We start from the raw sequence: 15201 nt of genomic DNA, 5'->3' as shown, positions 1-15201 counted from the left end.
CTACAAATCGGTACTCCGGGCGTCTTCCCTTCCTCGAAATCGTCAGTTTGTAACTAGCTTATTTTACTAAGAATAAATTTGTTTACGAAAAATATAAAACGTTGGTATGCAAGTTGCTCTTCCCTTCATCAGATTCCAGACATTAACCACGGAGGTGAGACTATCATGTCAGAGACATCAACTAACAAGGGTTGGCAGGTAACCATGGCCGGCCTCGGCATCAACCTGGCGCTGGGGGTGCTGTATGCATGGAGTATCTTCAAGGGGGCGATCAAGACGTCCATCGAAAAGGGCGGACCCGATGCCTTCAACTGGAGTCTTTCCTCCATAAACGATCCCTACGCTCTCTGTTGTCTCGTCTTCGCATTTGCCATGATCATCGCCGGCAAGTGCCAGGACAAGATCGGCCCGGCCCGTACCGCCCTCATCGGCGGGATTCTTGTCGGCAGCGGTTTCACCCTCATGTCCTTCTCCAACAGCTATGCCGCCTGGGTAATCGGCTTCGGCGTGCTCGCCGGCGCAGGTTTCGGCTTCGGTTACGGTGCCGCCACCCCGCCCGCCCTCAAGTGGTTCTCTTCCACCAAGACCGGTCTGATTGCCGGCATCGTGGTCGCCGGTTTCGGCCTCGCGCCGGTCTATATCGCCCCGCTTGCAAGCTATCTCCTGGGTGCCTACGGCATGCAGAAAACCTGTCTCTTCCTGGCCGTCGGCTTTGCGGTCATAGTATGCGGCCTTTCCTTCCTCCTGATCAATCCTCCCCAGGGGTACGTGCCTGCCGAACCGGCCAAGAAGGATGATGCCAAGCCGGTTGCGAAGAAAGACGTGTACAATGCCACGGTCAGCGAGATGATCCGCTCCCCCAAATTCTATCTCCTCTGGACGAACTTCTTCATCGGCGCCGGCGCCGGCCTCATGGTCATCGGCAGCGTTGCCGGCCTGGCCAAGAAGAGCATGGGCCCCATGGCCTTCCTGGCGGTGGCCATCATGGCGGTCGGTAACGCCGGTGGCCGGGTCATTGCCGGAATCCTTTCCGACAAGATCGGCCGCAGGGCCACCCTCACCATCATGCTTGCCTTCCAGGCAATCCTGATGTTTGCCGCCATTCCGGTCGTCGGTTCCGGCAGCGCCTCGCTTCTGGTTATCCTGGCCACCTTCATCGGCTTTAACTACGGTTCCAACCTCTGCCTCTTCCCCTCTTTCGCCAAGGATTACTGGGGATTCAAGAACTACGGCCTGAACTACGGCGTCCTTTTCACTGCGTGGGGCGTGGGCGGCTTCGTCATGGGGCGCGTATCCGAGATGCTCAACGCCCAGCCCGGCGGCCTGAACAAGTCCTTCATCCTGGCCGGTACCCTGCTGGCCACCGGTACGGTCCTGACCATCTTCCTCCGCGACAAGAAGAAGGTCGAAGTCGAGGCACCGGTTACCGTCGGAGAACCGGCTGTCGTCCTCGAGAAGTCTGTCTAGATTCTTGATGGGCTGCATGTAGCAACAACATAAGGGTCATGCCTTTCCGCATGGCCCTTATTTCATTTCATTATGAAAAAATCCGGGTATAATCTGGTGCAGTTTTTCTGATGGGACAAGGAGCGGGAATGGACGATAGGAGAACGCCCGGCCTGGAGGATGACGACGAAGAAACCGGCATGGACACCACCTATGTGGTGATCATGACCGTGGTATTCCTTGTCGTCGCCGCTCTGGCAGTCGATATCGGCTATATGTACGTAAGCGACGAAGATCTCAAGGGTACTGCGGAGACATCCGCCCTTGCCGGAGCCCAGGCAATCAAGCAGCGTATGTTGACCCAGATACAGACCGATCCTGCACAGCTGGCCGGTGTGGTCAATGACGGGGCGCAAACATCCGCAAAGGACGTTGCCGTCGACACGGCGCGGGGAAAACACCATGCGGCCGCCCTGGTAGAGGTATTCAACAGCAATTCCAACAGGTTGACGGCGGACAATGACGTGACGGTGGGGTTCTGGAACATGAGCACCCATACCTATACCCCCGGCGGGGCACCGGTCAACGCCATGCAGGTGAGGACGAGGCGTACGGCGGAGAGTGAAACCATCGGCCTGGGGTCCCTGGGGAACTTCATCGCCAAGATTTCGGGCCATCAGAATTTCAATTACACCCCCGATGCCATTGCCGCCTTTCCGGCGAGGGCGAGCGCGCACATTGCGCTCTGTTCCGATGTCTGCGACCGAGCTTGTACCTATCCCTCCATCTGCTCCATCCCGGAGCGAAAGATGTCTCCCGATCCCGCAAACGGTGGATCTGCGGCGAACGGCTACCGGTACACCTCCCTCAAGTATCAGCCGACCGGCACCACGACCCTGTCCGATCTGGTCTGCATGGACATGCCCCCCCAGGAGGTCTGCGGAAAGCAGATTTTCGTCGTCCGGGGCGCCAGCAGTGACATCCTGCGGGATATGGAATCCATGATGTACAACCCGAACGCCGACAAGACGAACAAGGAATATGACCCGGCCACAGGGAAACTGCGGGGGTGGTGGGTCATTGCCCCCGTTACCGGCTGCTCCCCCGCGCAGCGGGGGGAAGGGGTCGAACGGCAGACGGCGGCACGGTATGCCCTGGTCAGGATCAGCAGGATTTGCGTGGAGGGGACGACGGGGTGCAAACAGAACAACACGGCCTTCGATGCGCCGGCGTCGGTATGCGACGGTGCCAACGGCCTCTACATTGACCGCATCTCGTGTCTCGATTGCGGAAGCCAGGCCATGCTCCAGTTCCCGGGGCTCCATCCGGTTCTCGTCAAATAGTTTGCCATCTGTAGTGAAAAAGTGGGGTCAGGTTTCAGCCGAAGGCAGGATGCGGTGGGACCTGACCTTTTTCATTTCCGCGCATAGTGACAGCAGTCGACCGTCTGGTCATTCACCGAGCCGACGGGCGGAAAGGCGGCGTACAGCGGGGAAAGCCGGAACAGCCGTTCCGCCAGGCGGGTGGTCTCTTCCCGCACTTTCGGGTCGAGTCTTTTCATCCATCGCCGCGGCACCTGCTCCATACCATAGTAGGCCCCCGCCAGCATCCCGGCGATGGCGCCGGTGGTGTCCGCATCCCCTCCTTGGTTCACCGTTGCCACCACGCATTCCTCGAAGCCGGTTGTTCTGAAGAAATGATGAAAAACGGTCTGGAGGGTGTCAACCACGTAGCCGCTGGCCAACCCCTTGTACTTGTCGAACCCGAATGCCGGATGCGCAGCGACGAGCCGGTCCGCCTCCCTGCGTAACCGGTTTTTTGACCGCCCCTGGATTGCCAGATGGACGAGGCGGCCGAGGCAGATACAGGCTGCGTCGGAGAGAGGGTGGTTGTGGGTGAGGCGGCCCTGGGCCACGGCGCGGTCGGTCAGGGCTTCGTCGTCCCCCAGGGTGAAGAGTGCCACCGGCGCCATCCTCATTGCCGCGCCGTTGCCGGCGTCCCATTGGTTGAAAGGGGTTTCCAGCACCCCCTTGAGCATGTAGTTGCGGATGCCGCGACGACAGGTGTCTCCCACGTCCACCGGCCTGGTCCTGAGCCAGGCGGCGAAATTGCCGGCGATACCATTCAGGTCCCACCCCTCCGCAGCATCGATGGCCCGGGCGATGCAGAGCGCCATCTCCGTGTCGTCGGTCACCTGCCCCGGTTTCAGCCGCAGCCAGCCACCTCCCACCAGATCGCGCAGCAGGCCGTGCTTCGCCCTGATTTCGCTGCTGGTCATGAACTCCACCGGCGCACCGAGGGCATCACCGATCGCCAGGCCTACGAAAGCTCCCCTTGTCCGGGAGAGGATGTCATGGATGTCGTGGGGAACAGTCATGGAGTGGGGGATGCAATAAGCGGACCTCTCAAAGGGTGAACAGCGAATGGTGAATTCATGCGGTAACGTCTAACTATTCACCTTTCACCGTTCGCTGTGTCAGTTGCCCACAAAATGAGCACTATCCGAAAATTAAGGCAGCGGTATCTCCATTATTTCTTCCCGTAGATTCCGCAACAAGGCTGATGGCGGGCTTTGGGAGATTAATTGCGTTCTGGCATGGATAATGATAGGGAGATTGGCAGCAACGGTACAAGGAAGTATCGAACCAGAGGCAATGACGCCCGGCGGGAAGCAGTTCCCCCCGGGCTTTTTTCATTCGGCAAAGGCGCTGACCCAACGGTCGAGCGCCTTTTTCATTGCGGTAACGGCACCGCGGAAAGGGAGTCAGAGATGGCAACGGCATGCAGCGGCAAGAAGAACATCCAGGGTCACCCCTGTTTCGGTGGCAATCATCACAAGAACGGCCGGATGCACCTGGCGGTGGCGCCGAAGTGCAACATAAAGTGCGGCTACTGCTCCCGCCGTCACGACTGCGCCAACGAGTCGCGACCCGGCGTGACGAGCCAGCTCCTCACTCCCCGGGAGGCGATCGCCAAGGTACGTGAGGTGATGGCGAGCGAGATACTCGGCCCGATCATCAAGGTGATCGGCATTGCCGGGCCAGGGGACCCCCTGGCCAACGAGGAGACCTTCGAAACTTTCCGGCTGGTGAGGGAGGAGTTCCCCCATCTCATAACGTGCATGAGCACCAACGGTCTCCTCCTGCCGGAAAAGATCGATCTCCTCCAGGAGTTGGACCTCCACAGCCTGACCGTGACGGTCAATGCGCTGGACCCGGAGGTCGGTGCCATGATTTACCGTCACATTCTCTATCACGGCAAAAAGTTCACCGGAGCCGAAGGGGCGGCCATACTCGGTGCCAACCAGCTGGAAGGGATCAGACGCGCCGCGGAGTACGGCATGACCATCAAGGTGAACACCGTCTACATCCCCGGCGTGAACGAGAGCCAGATTCCCCTTATCGGTCGGAAGGTAAAGGAACTGGGGGCGTCCGTCATGAACGTCATGCCCCTCATCCCCCAGGCGGACTTCGCCCATGTGGTCCCTCCTGCCCCGGAGCTGCTGGAGGCCGTGCGGCGGGCCAATGAGCGGATCATCGGCCAGTTCAAGCACTGCCGCCAGTGCCGGGCCGACGCCCTCGGCCTGATAGGACAGGATGTGGCACGGGCGGATGCCGGGTGTGCGGTGGGACAATGAATAAACGGTCCAGATCAGTAGCCGAGATGGACCGGCCGGAAGCTGCCAGTGGCTCTGGAGACAGGATGGTCGACCGGTTCCGTACGACAGACATTGACCATTTTCTGCAGCTGGCGGCCCGGGAGGGGTGGCTGTGCAACCGCTGGGAGCTGGAGTTCCTGCTCCACTCCTCTCCCGGGAGGTGCTTCGTGGTGCGGCATGACGATCTGCCGGTAGCGTTCGTAACCACCGTCACGTACGGAAACAGCGGCTGGATCGGCAATCTCATTGTTCGGCATGACCAGCGTGGCCGCGGTCTCGGGATGGGGCTCATGTCCCGGGCCATTGCATCCCTGAAACGGGCAGGAGCGAGGACGATCTGGCTCACCGCGTCCCCGACGGGCCGCCCGCTCTACGAAAAGCTCGGCTTCAGGTCGATCGACGGCATCAGGCGCTGGGCCGGTACCGGCATAGACGGGCCGGTGGCAGGGGGAAGAATGGTTCCCCTGGCCGGCATGGTTCACCTTGATTTTTCCGGATGGGGTGACGACCGGCGTCTTCTCCTTGCCGCGGTGCGGGAGCGGGGTGAGGTGTACGGGGAGTCTGACGGATTTCTCGCTCTGCAGCGCTGGCCGACGGGGGTGCAATTGGGGCCGTGGAACTCTCGTGACCGTGAGCTGGCGGCCACTCTGCTGGACAGCGCCATGGTGCGGGCCGGTGGCGGGTGCCTGCTGTTCCTGGATGTGCCGCTGCGCAATCTCACGGCGGCTTCCCTGCTTGCTGAACGGGGATTCACGGTGTCGGGCTCGACAACGCTCATGTTCCGGGGAGAGGTGCCTGACTACGACCCCGGTGTCATTTTTGCCCTTGCCAGCATGGGAAGCATGGGGTGATATCAGGTGGAGGGCCTGGTTTCGCTGCTTTGTGGATGCCATGCGTTGTAATGGTGCCGATATTTGGTACTGTTACATGTCGTATATCTTGCTCATACTTACCTTGTGCCGTGAAACTTTCCTGATATCGGTTAATTACAGTCAGAGTAAAAAAAATTGATTAGAAATTAAGCACAGAAGTGATTGCCAAGCCCGGTAAATTTGATTATTATCCACTGCGGATTAAAAAATAGACACTGTGGGCCTTTGCTGCACACCAATGATGCCGTTTTGACCCAGGTCAAGGTTTTCCCCTTCTGTTCATGCAAGGCTTAATACTCCGTCGTTCTCTGTAAATCAACCCTTAGCGAGGTTTTTCATGCAGATAGTCGCCTGCATCAAGCAGGTTCCCGATACGACCCAGGTGCAGATCGATCCGGTGACGAACACCCTGGTGCGGGAAGGGATCCCGTTCATCGTCAATCCTTACGACACCCACGCCCTTGAAGAGGCGCTGCGTCTCAAGGATCGTTTCGGCTGCCGGGTTGCGGCCATCTCCATGGGGCCGCCCAACGCCGAGGCGACGCTCCGAAAAGCCCTGTCTCTGGGGGTTGACGAGGCAATCCTCCTTTCCGACCGGGTCTTCGGCGGAGCCGACACCCTGGCAACCAGCAACGTCCTGGCGGCGGCAATCCGCAAGCTCCATGGGCAGGACGAGGTGGGGATCGTCCTCTGCGGCAAGCAGACCATCGACGGCGACACCGCCCAGGTCGGACCGGGGATTGCCACACGGCTGGGGTACACCCAGCTCACCCTGGTGGACCGGATCGAGCATATCGACCTGGAGAAACGGGTCATCCGGGTACGGCGCAAGCTGGAGGGAAGGCACGAGATCGTCGAGGCCCCCCTGCCGGTCATGCTGACCGTGGTCCGTGAACTGAACCGTCCCCGCTACCCCACCGTCCCCCGACGCCTGGAATCGGCGGATGCCGAGGTCAAGGTCTGGAACAACCAGGTCATGCAGCTTCCCGAACCGACCATCGGACTGAAAGGCTCTCCCACCTGGGTGAGCCGGATATTCTCCCCCGAGCGGGACAAGGGGGAGATCATCGGCGATGGGGTGCACGATCCGGACGGAACGGCGAATCTGCTCATCGACAAGCTGCTGAGCAAAGACCTGCTGGCGTTGTAACCCCCCCGGTCCCCCCTTGTCAGGGGGGAAGATAACCCCTCCCCTGATAAGGGGAGGCGGGGGAGGGGTTTGATCATATACAATCCATAAGGACTCATCAATGACCGAACCGAAGAAACCAAAGAAACCCCGGGGCGTGGCCCAACTCATCGCCGGTGCCTGTATCGCCTGTGGTGCCCGTTGCCAGAGTGTCTGCCCGGTCAACTGCGTAGAAATGAACGATGCCGGTGAACCGATTATCGACAAGGAAAAGTGCATCGGTTGCCAGAAATGCGTGAAAATCTGTCCTGCCTCTGCCCTGGAGATGTACTTTACGCCCGAGGAACAGAAAATCCTCGCGGAATTGGCTGCCTCGGCGGCTCCCGTCGAAGAGGAAATCGACCCGGAAGCCGCCGCCCTGGCGAAGAAGCTGGCGGAGTACAAGGGGGTCTGGGTCTTTGTCGAACAGACGGAAGGGGAGCCGGCCAAGGTCTCCTGGGAACTGCTGGGGAAAGGGAAAGAACTGGCCCGGGCTCTGGATGTGGAACTGGCCGCAATCGTCATCGGCGACAACGTGGAACACCTCTGCCGGGAGGCATTCGCCCACGGGGCGGAGAAAGCCTATCTCATCGATGCCCCCGTGTTCAGGTATTACCGTACCCAGGCCTATCTCAAGGCGGTCTGTCATTTAGTGGAAACATACAAGCCCGAAGTCATCCTCATGGGAGCCACCGGCCTGGGACGCGACCTTGCGGGCGCCGTCGCCACGGTGGTCGGGACCGGCCTTACCGCCGACTGCACCGGTCTTGCCATCGACGACAAGCGAAACCTCATGCAGACCCGCCCCGCCTTCGGCGGCAACATCATGGCCACCATCATGTGCGACAAGTTCCGCCCCCAGATGGCCACTGTCCGTCCTCATGTCATGCCCATGCCCGAGCGGCAGGAAGGGGCAGGGGGGGAGATCGTCCGGGAGAGCTGTCCCATCGCCGAAGAGGATATCCTCGTCAAGGTGCTGGAGATCATTTCCGACCGGAAGAAGGACCAGGTGGACGTGGCGGGAGCCGATTTCATCGTCTCCGGCGGCCGGGGACTGATGGCGAAGGAAAACTTCGCCATGCTCCAGGAGCTGGCTGACGAGCTGGGCGGGGTGGTGGGAGCGTCGCGCTCCGCCGTGGACGCGGGGTGGATGCCCCAGGAGCGTCAGGTGGGCCAGACGGGCAAGACGGTCCGCCCCAAGATCTACATCGCCTGCGGGATTTCCGGGGCCATCCAGCACCTGGTGGGGATGCAGGACTCGGACATCGTCATCGCCATCAACCGGGACAAGGATGCCCCCATCTTCGAGGTGGCCACCTACGGCATCGTCGGCGACCTGTTCAAGATCATCCCCGCCATTACCAACCGCCTGCGGGAACTGAAGGCCGAGCGCCAGGGAAAAATCGCGTAAACAACACCGAAAAACGAATGGCACGCGGAAAAGGCGAAAAAATCTGATCAAGGCGGATCAGGAATATGATCTATCCGCCTTTATCTGCAGTGTCCGCTTTTTCCGTGTACCATTAAAGATTTGATTTTATCTGCACGAGGAATAACCATGACCCCCAATCCTGCCATCTTCACCCCCCTGCTCATTGCCGCCGGCATCTTCTTCGTCTGGAGCTGCTACCGGCGTTTCAGCCTCGTCACCCTCGGCCGCCCCGAGGACCGGTTCTCCGATCCCGGCATGCGGCTCATGGAGATGCTCCTCTACGCCTTCGGCCAGAAACGGGTGGTGGCGAAACCGTTCGGTGTCAACCATTTCATCATCTTCTGGTCTTTCATAATCCTGCTCCTGGCCAACGGCGAGTTCCTCGTGGAAGGGGTCGTTCCCTCCTTCTCCCTGGCGCTCCTCCCCGCTCCTCTCTACCACGGACTGCTCCTCGCCTTTGACCTGGTGTCCCTGCTGACCCTGGCGGCCATCTTTCTTGCGTTTGCACGACGGATATTCTTCCCGCCGACGTACATGAGCACCACCTACGTTAAGGCGCGCAGCCTGGAGGGGTTCCTCATCCTCGCTTTCATCGCTCTCCTCATGCTCGCTTACTTCGGCCTGCACGGGGCGGAGATCTCCCTGGGGAATGAGCCGGCCGCTCCCTATATGCCGGTTTCCTCTGCTGTTGCCGGACTGCTTCTGGCCTTCCCTTCAGCCGTCAGCCTTCAGTCTATCGCCTGGTTCTCCTGGTGGATACATGCCCTCGTGCTGCTTGCCTTCATCTGCTTTCTCCCCCACAGCAAGCATATGCACATCCTCACCGCCATCCCCAACTGCTTCTTCGCCTCACTGGAGAAACCGAACACCCAGCCTCGGGAGGAGTTCGCCAAGGGGGGAGAATTCGGCGTGGCCCGGGTGGACCGCTTCACCTGGAAGGACCTGTTCGACAGCTTCTCCTGTACCGAGTGCGGCCGCTGTCAGAATGCCTGCCCGGCGACCACCACCGGCAAGTCCCTCAATCCCCGCCAGGTGATCCATGCCATCAAGACCAATCTCCTTGCCAACGGCCCGCTCCTGCAGAAAGGGGGCGCGCCGGTCATCCCCCTCATCGGGGAAGAAGGGGAGGGGAGCAGCACGGAGGAGACCATCTGGGCCTGCACCACCTGCGGCGCCTGCATGGAGGCCTGCCCGGTCCTCATCGAGCACATGCCGAAGATCGTCAAGATGCGACGGCACCTGGTGGAGATGGAGAGCAAATTCCCTGAGGAACTCCTCAATCTCTTCGAGAACATGGAACAGCGCTCCAACCCATGGGGTATAGCACCCTCCGAGCGGACCAAATGGTGTTCCACTATGGAGATCAAGCCGTTTGAAAAAGGGGTGACGGAGTACCTCTTCTACATCGGCTGTGCCGGCACCTTCGACTCCCGGAGCAAGCAGGTGACAGTGGCGCTCGCTACCATCCTGGATGCCGCGGGTGTATCCTGGGGTATTCTGGGGAAAGAGGAGAAGTGCTGCGGCGACAGCGTGCGGCGGCTGGGGAACGAGTTCGTCTTCGACCGGATGGCGAAGGAGAACGTCCAGCTCTTCAGGGAGAAGGGGATCACCAAGGTCATCGTCCAGTGCCCCCACTGCTTCTCCGCCCTGAAAAACGACTACCGGCAGTACGGTCTGGAACTGGAGGTAATCCACCATGGTGAACTGCTCGACCAGCTCCTGTCGTCGGGCCGGCTGAAACTCAACCGGCAGGTAAGCGATCTGGGGGGCGTCCTCTTCCACGACTCCTGTTACCTGGGGCGGCACAATGACGTCTACGATGCTCCCCGCAGTGCCATAACGGCTGCCACCGGCAGCGCTCCCGCAGAAATGGAGCGCAGTCGCAACAACTCCTTCTGCTGCGGTGCCGGGGGAGGAAGGATGTGGATGGAGGAGCACAGCGGCGAGCGGATCAACCTGAACCGGGTGGACGAGGCGCTCCGGCAGAATGCGGACACCATCTGTACCGCCTGCCCCTACTGCATGACCATGTTCGAGGATGGGCTCAAGGACCGGCAGGCTGGCCAGACCCGGGTCCGCGACATAGCCGAGGTGGTGGCGGAGGGGCTCAGGCCGGCGTGATGATCCCCCTGCTGACCATCGTCCAGAACGACCCGGAAGTCCCCCTCGGCAGCTACGCCGACTATCTGGCGGAACTGGCGGTCCCCTACCGCACCGTTCAGCCCTCCCGCGGGGAGATGTTGCCGGAGGCGGAAGGTGTGGCCGCTGCCATCATCCTCGGTGGTGCCATGGGGGTGCATGACACCGACCGTCACCCCTTTCTTCACGAGGTGAAGCACTTCATCGCTGAGATGGTGGACGGGGAGGTGCCGCTTCTCGGTATCTGTCTCGGGGGGCAGCTTCTGGCCGACGTGCTCGGCGCCACGGTGACATACAACTCCCCCCACCGGGAAAAGGGGACCCTGCCGGTCATCCTTACGGAGAAAGGGGAGAGTGATCCCCTCTTTGCGGGGGTGAGCCGGGAGTTCGTGAGCTTCCAGTGGCACAACGACAGCTTCCTCGTCCCCGAAGGGGGAGTCCTCCTCGCTTCGTCCCCCACCTGTCCCGGCCAGGCGTTCCGCTACGGCCCCGTTGCCTACGGCACCCAGTTCCATCCCGAGGTGAACCGGCGGATCATCGCCGACTGGAGCGGCCGGACTCCGGAAAGAATGGTCCGGACCCGTCACTACCAGGAGGAGTTCGATCTCCGGTTGCGGGAGTACGATGCGGCATCCCGCCGGATTCTCCTCAATTTCCTCAACATCGCCCGCCTTGTTGAATCTCACCCCGCCTGATTGTATTTCTCACTCCGGATGATACCCTTGGGGAACATGAACAGGAGGTGTTCCATGCGCAAATCTGTCGTCAAGGGGCTCTTCACGTCCGCCCTGGTGGCCCTGGGGAGTATCGGCGCCCACGCCCTGGAGGCGGGGGAGAAGGCGCCGCTCTTCGAGGCCATGTCCACAAGAGGCTCCGTCCGGTTGGCCGATTTCCAGGGTAAAATGAACGTGGTGCTGGTGTTCTACTTCGCCGATTTCACCCCTGTCTGAACGGGTGAAATGCAGGCTTTTCAAAGGGATCTCGACAAATTTGAAAAGCTCAACGCCCAGGTCCTGGGCGTCAGTCCCGACAGCATTGCGACCCACGAGGAATTCAGCACAAAGAACGGTCTGCGGTATCCACTTGTCGCCGACGAGGCGGGGGAGGTACGGAAACAGTATGCCCCCGGCCGGGTGACTTACGTCATCGACAGGGAAGGGGTCGTCCGGTTCATCCAGCAGGGGGTGCCGGACAACGGGGTGCTGTTGAAGGAGTTGGAGAAGCTGGGAGAGTGAGCAGGTAATCGTTTTACGCAAGGTGTATCGGCCAGTCATTTGCCGGCTGTCTTCCTGCTGGCATGCATTGTACCAGCATTGAACTGAACGTACGGTATCAGGGCAACGGTGCCCCGCGTGCATCAGCACGCGGGGTTTTTCGTCCCGAAAGGTGGAAGAGATGGGTACGCCTGTGGCATCGATAGTGCAACCGGAAACTGCAGGAGTTGTTTGCCGCCAGAGGTAGCTGGCTATGGGCGGCGTAACTCCCGTTTGCGCAACATTGCATAGTGTGATATATACGGACGGAATGCGATTTGGAGGTCACTGACGTGAGGATGGAAACCGCGAGGGGCGATGGCGACCAGGGGCTATTTCCTCTTATGTAGCAAAGCAATAATGTGTCAAAGGAACTCAAAGCATGGGACTGTTCAAACTGCTATTCGCTACATGTTTCCTGCTAATGGCCACCACTGCCCATGCTGAAAGGATTACAGTTGCTGCCGCTGCCGATCTTAAATTTGCCATGGATGAGATTGTTACCGGCTTTAACAAAATCCATTCTGGAGACGAGGTGCAGGTCGTCTATGGTTCATCAGGCAAATTCCATACTCAGATCCAGCAGGGTGCTCCCTATGATCTGTTTTTTTCTGCGGACATCGGTTTCCCCCGCGAGCTTGCCAAACAAGGTCAGTCTGCGTCCGAAGTCAAGCCCTATGCCGTTGGCCGGATCGTATTATGGAGCGCAGTGGTGGATGCCACCAAAATGACCTTGTACGACCTTACTAACCCGAAAATCACTAAGATTGCCATTGCCAACCCTAAGCATGCCCCATACGGCAAGCGTGCCGAAGAAGCACTCAAGGCTGTTGGTCTGTGGGAAAAGATACAGTCCAAGCTGGTGTTTGGTGAGAACATCGCTCAGACCGCCCAATACATACAGTCTGGCAATACCCAAGTGGGAATCATTGCCTTGTCGTTGGCCCTTAATCCGGAGTTGGCGAAGAAGGGGAGGTATTACCTCATCCCTGAAAACCTGCATAACCCCCTGGAGCAGGGCTACATCATCACCAAACGGGGAGCAAACAAGCCCCTTGCCAAAAAGTTTGCCGAGTACATGGACTCGAAGCAGGTTCGTGGCATCATGATGAAGTATGGCTTTGCTCTGCCGGCCGAAAAGGTGGGCAAGTAAAAAATGTTTCTAACGGATAGTGACATCCAGGCAATCTGGCTCACCATCAGGCTGGCCATGGTTGTAACTTTTGTTTTACTGATAGTTGGAACTCCGATTGCCTGGTGGCTTGCCCATTCCAAATCGCGGCTGAAAGGACCATTTGGCGCGGTAATCGCCTTGCCGCTGGTCTTGCCGCCGTCGGTGCTCGGCTTCTATCTTCTGTTGGCCATGGGGCCCAACGGCCCGGTGGGACATCTCACCCGGGCTTTGGGAATCGGGGCCTTGCCCTTTACTTTTTGGGGATTGGTGCTGGCTTCGGTATTTTACTCTCTGCCATTCATGGTTCAACCGCTGCAAAATGCCTTTGAAGCTATCGGCGACCGCCCTTTGGAGGTAGCTACCACCCTAGGGGCTTCGCGGCTGGATGCATTCTTTACGGTGGCTCTGCCTTTGGCCCGTCCTGGATTTCTGACCGCTTCAATTATGACTTTTGCACATACGGTCGGTGAATTTGGTGTCGTGTTGATGATCGGCGGCAATGTTCCTGGTGTTACCCGCGTTGCTTCGGTGCAAATTTACGACCACGTGGAAGCGCTGGAGTATGCCCAGGCCCACCGCATGGCGGCAATAATGCTGATTTTTTCCTTCCTTGTGCTTTTGGCCCTCAATGTGTTGCGTCCTGATGCCTTCAAAATGGCGCGGAGGGACTGACATGGAACTGAGGATGGCGGTGAGCAAGAGCTACGGTCCGTTCCGCCTGGATGCCGATTTCAGCGTGCAGGGGGAGCGGATCGGCATTTTCGGCGAGTCGGGGAGCGGCAAGTCGACGTTGATCGGTATGCTCGCCGGGTTGGTGGAGCCGGACGACGGAACCATATGCCTTGAGGGGGAGACCCTCTTCAGCCGAGGCGAGGGTGTCGCCATTCCCACCGAGCGGCGCAGGATCGCCATGGTCTTCCAGCAGCCGAGCCTGTTCCCCCATCTTTCTGTCCGCAACAATCTTCTCTATGGCTACAACCGGTGCGCATCCCAGCACCGCCGGGTGGAATTCGATCCGTTGGTGCAGGTCCTGAAGCTGGAAGGGCTTCTCGATCGTGGCGTAAACAACCTCTCCGGGGGTGAGCAGCAGCGGGTTGCCATCGGCCGGGCGGTCATGGCCAGCCCCCGGCTCCTCGTCATGGACGAGCCCCTCTCGGCACTGGACGACGACCTTAAATTCCAGATCATTCCCTACCTGACCAGGGTCTGCGGCCAGTTCGGCATCCCTTTCATCTTCATCTCCCACTCCCTTCTGGAAATGCGGCTCATGACCGATACGGTCCTGATGTTCGACAAGGGGCGCCTGGTGGAGCAGGGGAGCGCGGATGAACTGGCTCGCCGGCGGATGGGACTGGGCCAGGTCGGGTACATCAACCTCCTCCGCCTCGGCCGGCCTGTCGGGAGCAATGGCCTGCACACCTTCGCCTGGGGAGGGGGGAAGCTGCTCCTTTCGGCGGCGCCGAAGAGCGAGGCTGGCCTCTACGAACTGTCGTCCCGGGATATCATCCTCTTCAAACAGCACCCCGAGGCGATCAGCGCCCGCAACCTGCTCAAGGGGCTGGTCGTCGCCACCTTCGAGAGCGGCAGCAAGACGGGTGTGGAACTGGCATGCGGCAGCGACCGGCTCATCGCCGAGGTGGTGCACGAGGCGGCTGCAGAGCTCGATATCCGGCCCGGAGGTGAACTCTACGCGGCCATAAAGGCTTCGGCCTTCCGTCCCCTCGGCTGACCGCCACAGGAGGACGCGGCACGTTGTCGTCTGGTGACGACGTAACCAGCTGCACAATAAATAGTCAGGACGAGGGGGTGGACGGAGCCGTTACCCCCTTTTCTTTTATTCTGGATTTGCCAGTGTTCGGAGCTAACTTTCCGGGATCATACTGAATATTTTATTCATGAATCAGCTGGCACGGCTTGTGCTAAAAGCCTGAGTAGATTCGCACAACGATGTGCATCCAACGCAGAATTATTCAAGGCAAAGGCGCCTTTCACCCTCACGGGGTGGAGGCGCCTTTTTGTTTAGCGGGTTCGTGGGCAGGAAAAAATACATTACAAAGGA

General features: G+C 59.6%; 13 protein-coding genes. 12 read left to right on the top strand and 1 reads right to left on the bottom strand.

Features of this window, described 5'->3' with window-relative positions; all coding sequences use genetic code 11:
• Positions 1 to 165: 165 nt before the first annotated feature.
• Together KI810_RS10945 and KI810_RS10940 are read left to right on the top strand one after the other, a co-directional pair.
• Positions 166 to 1467 carry an L-lactate MFS transporter gene (locus KI810_RS10945; RefSeq protein ID WP_214175579.1) on the top strand — a complete coding sequence of 434 codons (1302 nt, stop codon included), beginning with the start codon at positions 166 to 168 and terminating at the stop codon, positions 1465 to 1467.
• Between the two features lie 128 nt (positions 1468 to 1595).
• The gene (locus KI810_RS10940; RefSeq protein WP_246525508.1) at positions 1596 to 2789 is read left to right on the top strand and encodes a pilus assembly protein TadG-related protein; all 1194 of its coding nucleotides are present in this window, start codon (positions 1596 to 1598) and stop codon (positions 2787 to 2789) included.
• A gap of 71 nt (positions 2790 to 2860) precedes the next feature.
• Here the strand turns inward: KI810_RS10940 and draG are convergent, their stop codons facing one another.
• On the bottom strand, positions 2861 to 3823 hold the full coding sequence (draG, locus tag KI810_RS10935) for an ADP-ribosyl-[dinitrogen reductase] hydrolase (RefSeq protein ID WP_214175578.1): 963 nt from the start codon (positions 3821 to 3823) through the stop codon (positions 2861 to 2863).
• A gap of 393 nt (positions 3824 to 4216) precedes the next feature.
• Here draG and KI810_RS10930 point away from each other — a divergent pair, with 393 nt between their 5' ends.
• From KI810_RS10930 to modC, 10 genes are all read left to right on the top strand, one after another.
• Positions 4217 to 5083 carry a radical SAM protein gene (locus tag KI810_RS10930; protein WP_214175577.1) on the top strand — a complete coding sequence of 289 codons (867 nt, stop codon included), beginning with the start codon at positions 4217 to 4219 and terminating at the stop codon, positions 5081 to 5083.
• Positions 5080 to 5955, top strand: coding sequence for a GNAT family N-acetyltransferase (locus KI810_RS10925; RefSeq protein ID WP_246525506.1), 876 nt, complete (start codon positions 5080 to 5082; stop codon positions 5953 to 5955). The genes KI810_RS10930 and KI810_RS10925 overlap by 4 nt, the downstream gene beginning before the upstream one ends.
• A 358-nt stretch (positions 5956 to 6313) precedes the next feature.
• A complete protein-coding gene (locus tag KI810_RS10920; RefSeq protein WP_214175576.1) occupies positions 6314 to 7126 on the top strand; it encodes an electron transfer flavoprotein subunit beta/FixA family protein in 813 nt (270 codons plus the stop codon).
• A gap of 100 nt (positions 7127 to 7226) precedes the next feature.
• Positions 7227 to 8555, top strand: a complete 1329-nt coding sequence (locus KI810_RS10915; protein WP_214175575.1) for an electron transfer flavoprotein subunit alpha — start codon at positions 7227 to 7229, stop codon at positions 8553 to 8555.
• A 147-nt stretch (positions 8556 to 8702) separates the two neighbouring features.
• Positions 8703 to 10697: a heterodisulfide reductase-related iron-sulfur binding cluster gene (locus KI810_RS10910; RefSeq protein ID WP_214175574.1), complete on the top strand. Its 1995-nt coding sequence runs from the start codon at positions 8703 to 8705 to the stop codon at positions 10695 to 10697.
• Complete coding sequence (locus tag KI810_RS10905; protein WP_246525533.1) at positions 10697 to 11410, top strand: type 1 glutamine amidotransferase; 714 nt, start codon at positions 10697 to 10699, stop codon at positions 11408 to 11410. The genes KI810_RS10910 and KI810_RS10905 overlap by 1 nt, the downstream gene beginning before the upstream one ends.
• A 54-nt stretch (positions 11411 to 11464) precedes the next feature.
• Positions 11465 to 11950, top strand: a complete 486-nt coding sequence (locus KI810_RS10900) for a peroxiredoxin (RefSeq protein ID WP_214175573.1) — start codon at positions 11465 to 11467, stop codon at positions 11948 to 11950.
• A gap of 400 nt (positions 11951 to 12350) precedes the next feature.
• A complete protein-coding gene (modA, locus tag KI810_RS10895) occupies positions 12351 to 13121 on the top strand; it encodes a molybdate ABC transporter substrate-binding protein (protein ID WP_214175572.1) in 771 nt (256 codons plus the stop codon).
• Between the two features lie 3 nt (positions 13122 to 13124).
• Positions 13125 to 13814, top strand: coding sequence for a molybdate ABC transporter permease subunit (gene modB / locus KI810_RS10890; protein ID WP_214175571.1), 690 nt, complete (start codon positions 13125 to 13127; stop codon positions 13812 to 13814).
• A 1-nt stretch (position 13815) separates the two neighbouring features.
• Positions 13816 to 14871: a molybdenum ABC transporter ATP-binding protein gene (gene modC, locus KI810_RS10885; protein WP_214175570.1), complete on the top strand. Its 1056-nt coding sequence runs from the start codon at positions 13816 to 13818 to the stop codon at positions 14869 to 14871.
• Positions 14872 to 15201 lie beyond the last annotated feature (330 nt).

Origin of the sequence: Geomobilimonas luticola (assembly GCF_018476905.1) — a bacterium.
Classification (GTDB): Bacteria; Desulfobacterota; Desulfuromonadia; order Geobacterales; family Geobacteraceae; genus Geomobilimonas; species Geomobilimonas luticola.
The sequence above is the reverse complement of the archived record's forward strand: the minus strand, read 5'-3'. Positions and strand labels throughout refer to the sequence as shown.

Coding starts and splice junctions, on each gene's coding strand:
- modB (WP_214175571.1), top strand. CDS start 13,125: ATGTTTCTAACGGATAGTGACATCCAGGCAATCTGGCTCACCATCAGG.
- KI810_RS10905 (WP_246525533.1), top strand. CDS start 10,697: ATGATCCCCCTGCTGACCATCGTCCAGAACGACCCGGAAGTCCCCCTC.
- KI810_RS10920 (WP_214175576.1), top strand. CDS start 6,314: ATGCAGATAGTCGCCTGCATCAAGCAGGTTCCCGATACGACCCAGGTG.
- KI810_RS10940 (WP_246525508.1), top strand. CDS start 1,596: ATGGACGATAGGAGAACGCCCGGCCTGGAGGATGACGACGAAGAAACC.
- KI810_RS10945 (WP_214175579.1), top strand. CDS start 166: ATGTCAGAGACATCAACTAACAAGGGTTGGCAGGTAACCATGGCCGGC.
- KI810_RS10915 (WP_214175575.1), top strand. CDS start 7,227: ATGACCGAACCGAAGAAACCAAAGAAACCCCGGGGCGTGGCCCAACTC.
- KI810_RS10930 (WP_214175577.1), top strand. CDS start 4,217: ATGGCAACGGCATGCAGCGGCAAGAAGAACATCCAGGGTCACCCCTGT.
- modC (WP_214175570.1), top strand. CDS start 13,816: ATGGAACTGAGGATGGCGGTGAGCAAGAGCTACGGTCCGTTCCGCCTG.
- modA (WP_214175572.1), top strand. CDS start 12,351: ATGGGACTGTTCAAACTGCTATTCGCTACATGTTTCCTGCTAATGGCC.
- draG (WP_214175578.1), bottom strand. CDS start 3,823: ATGACTGTTCCCCACGACATCCATGACATCCTCTCCCGGACAAGGGGA.
- KI810_RS10910 (WP_214175574.1), top strand. CDS start 8,703: ATGACCCCCAATCCTGCCATCTTCACCCCCCTGCTCATTGCCGCCGGC.
- KI810_RS10925 (WP_246525506.1), top strand. CDS start 5,080: ATGAATAAACGGTCCAGATCAGTAGCCGAGATGGACCGGCCGGAAGCT.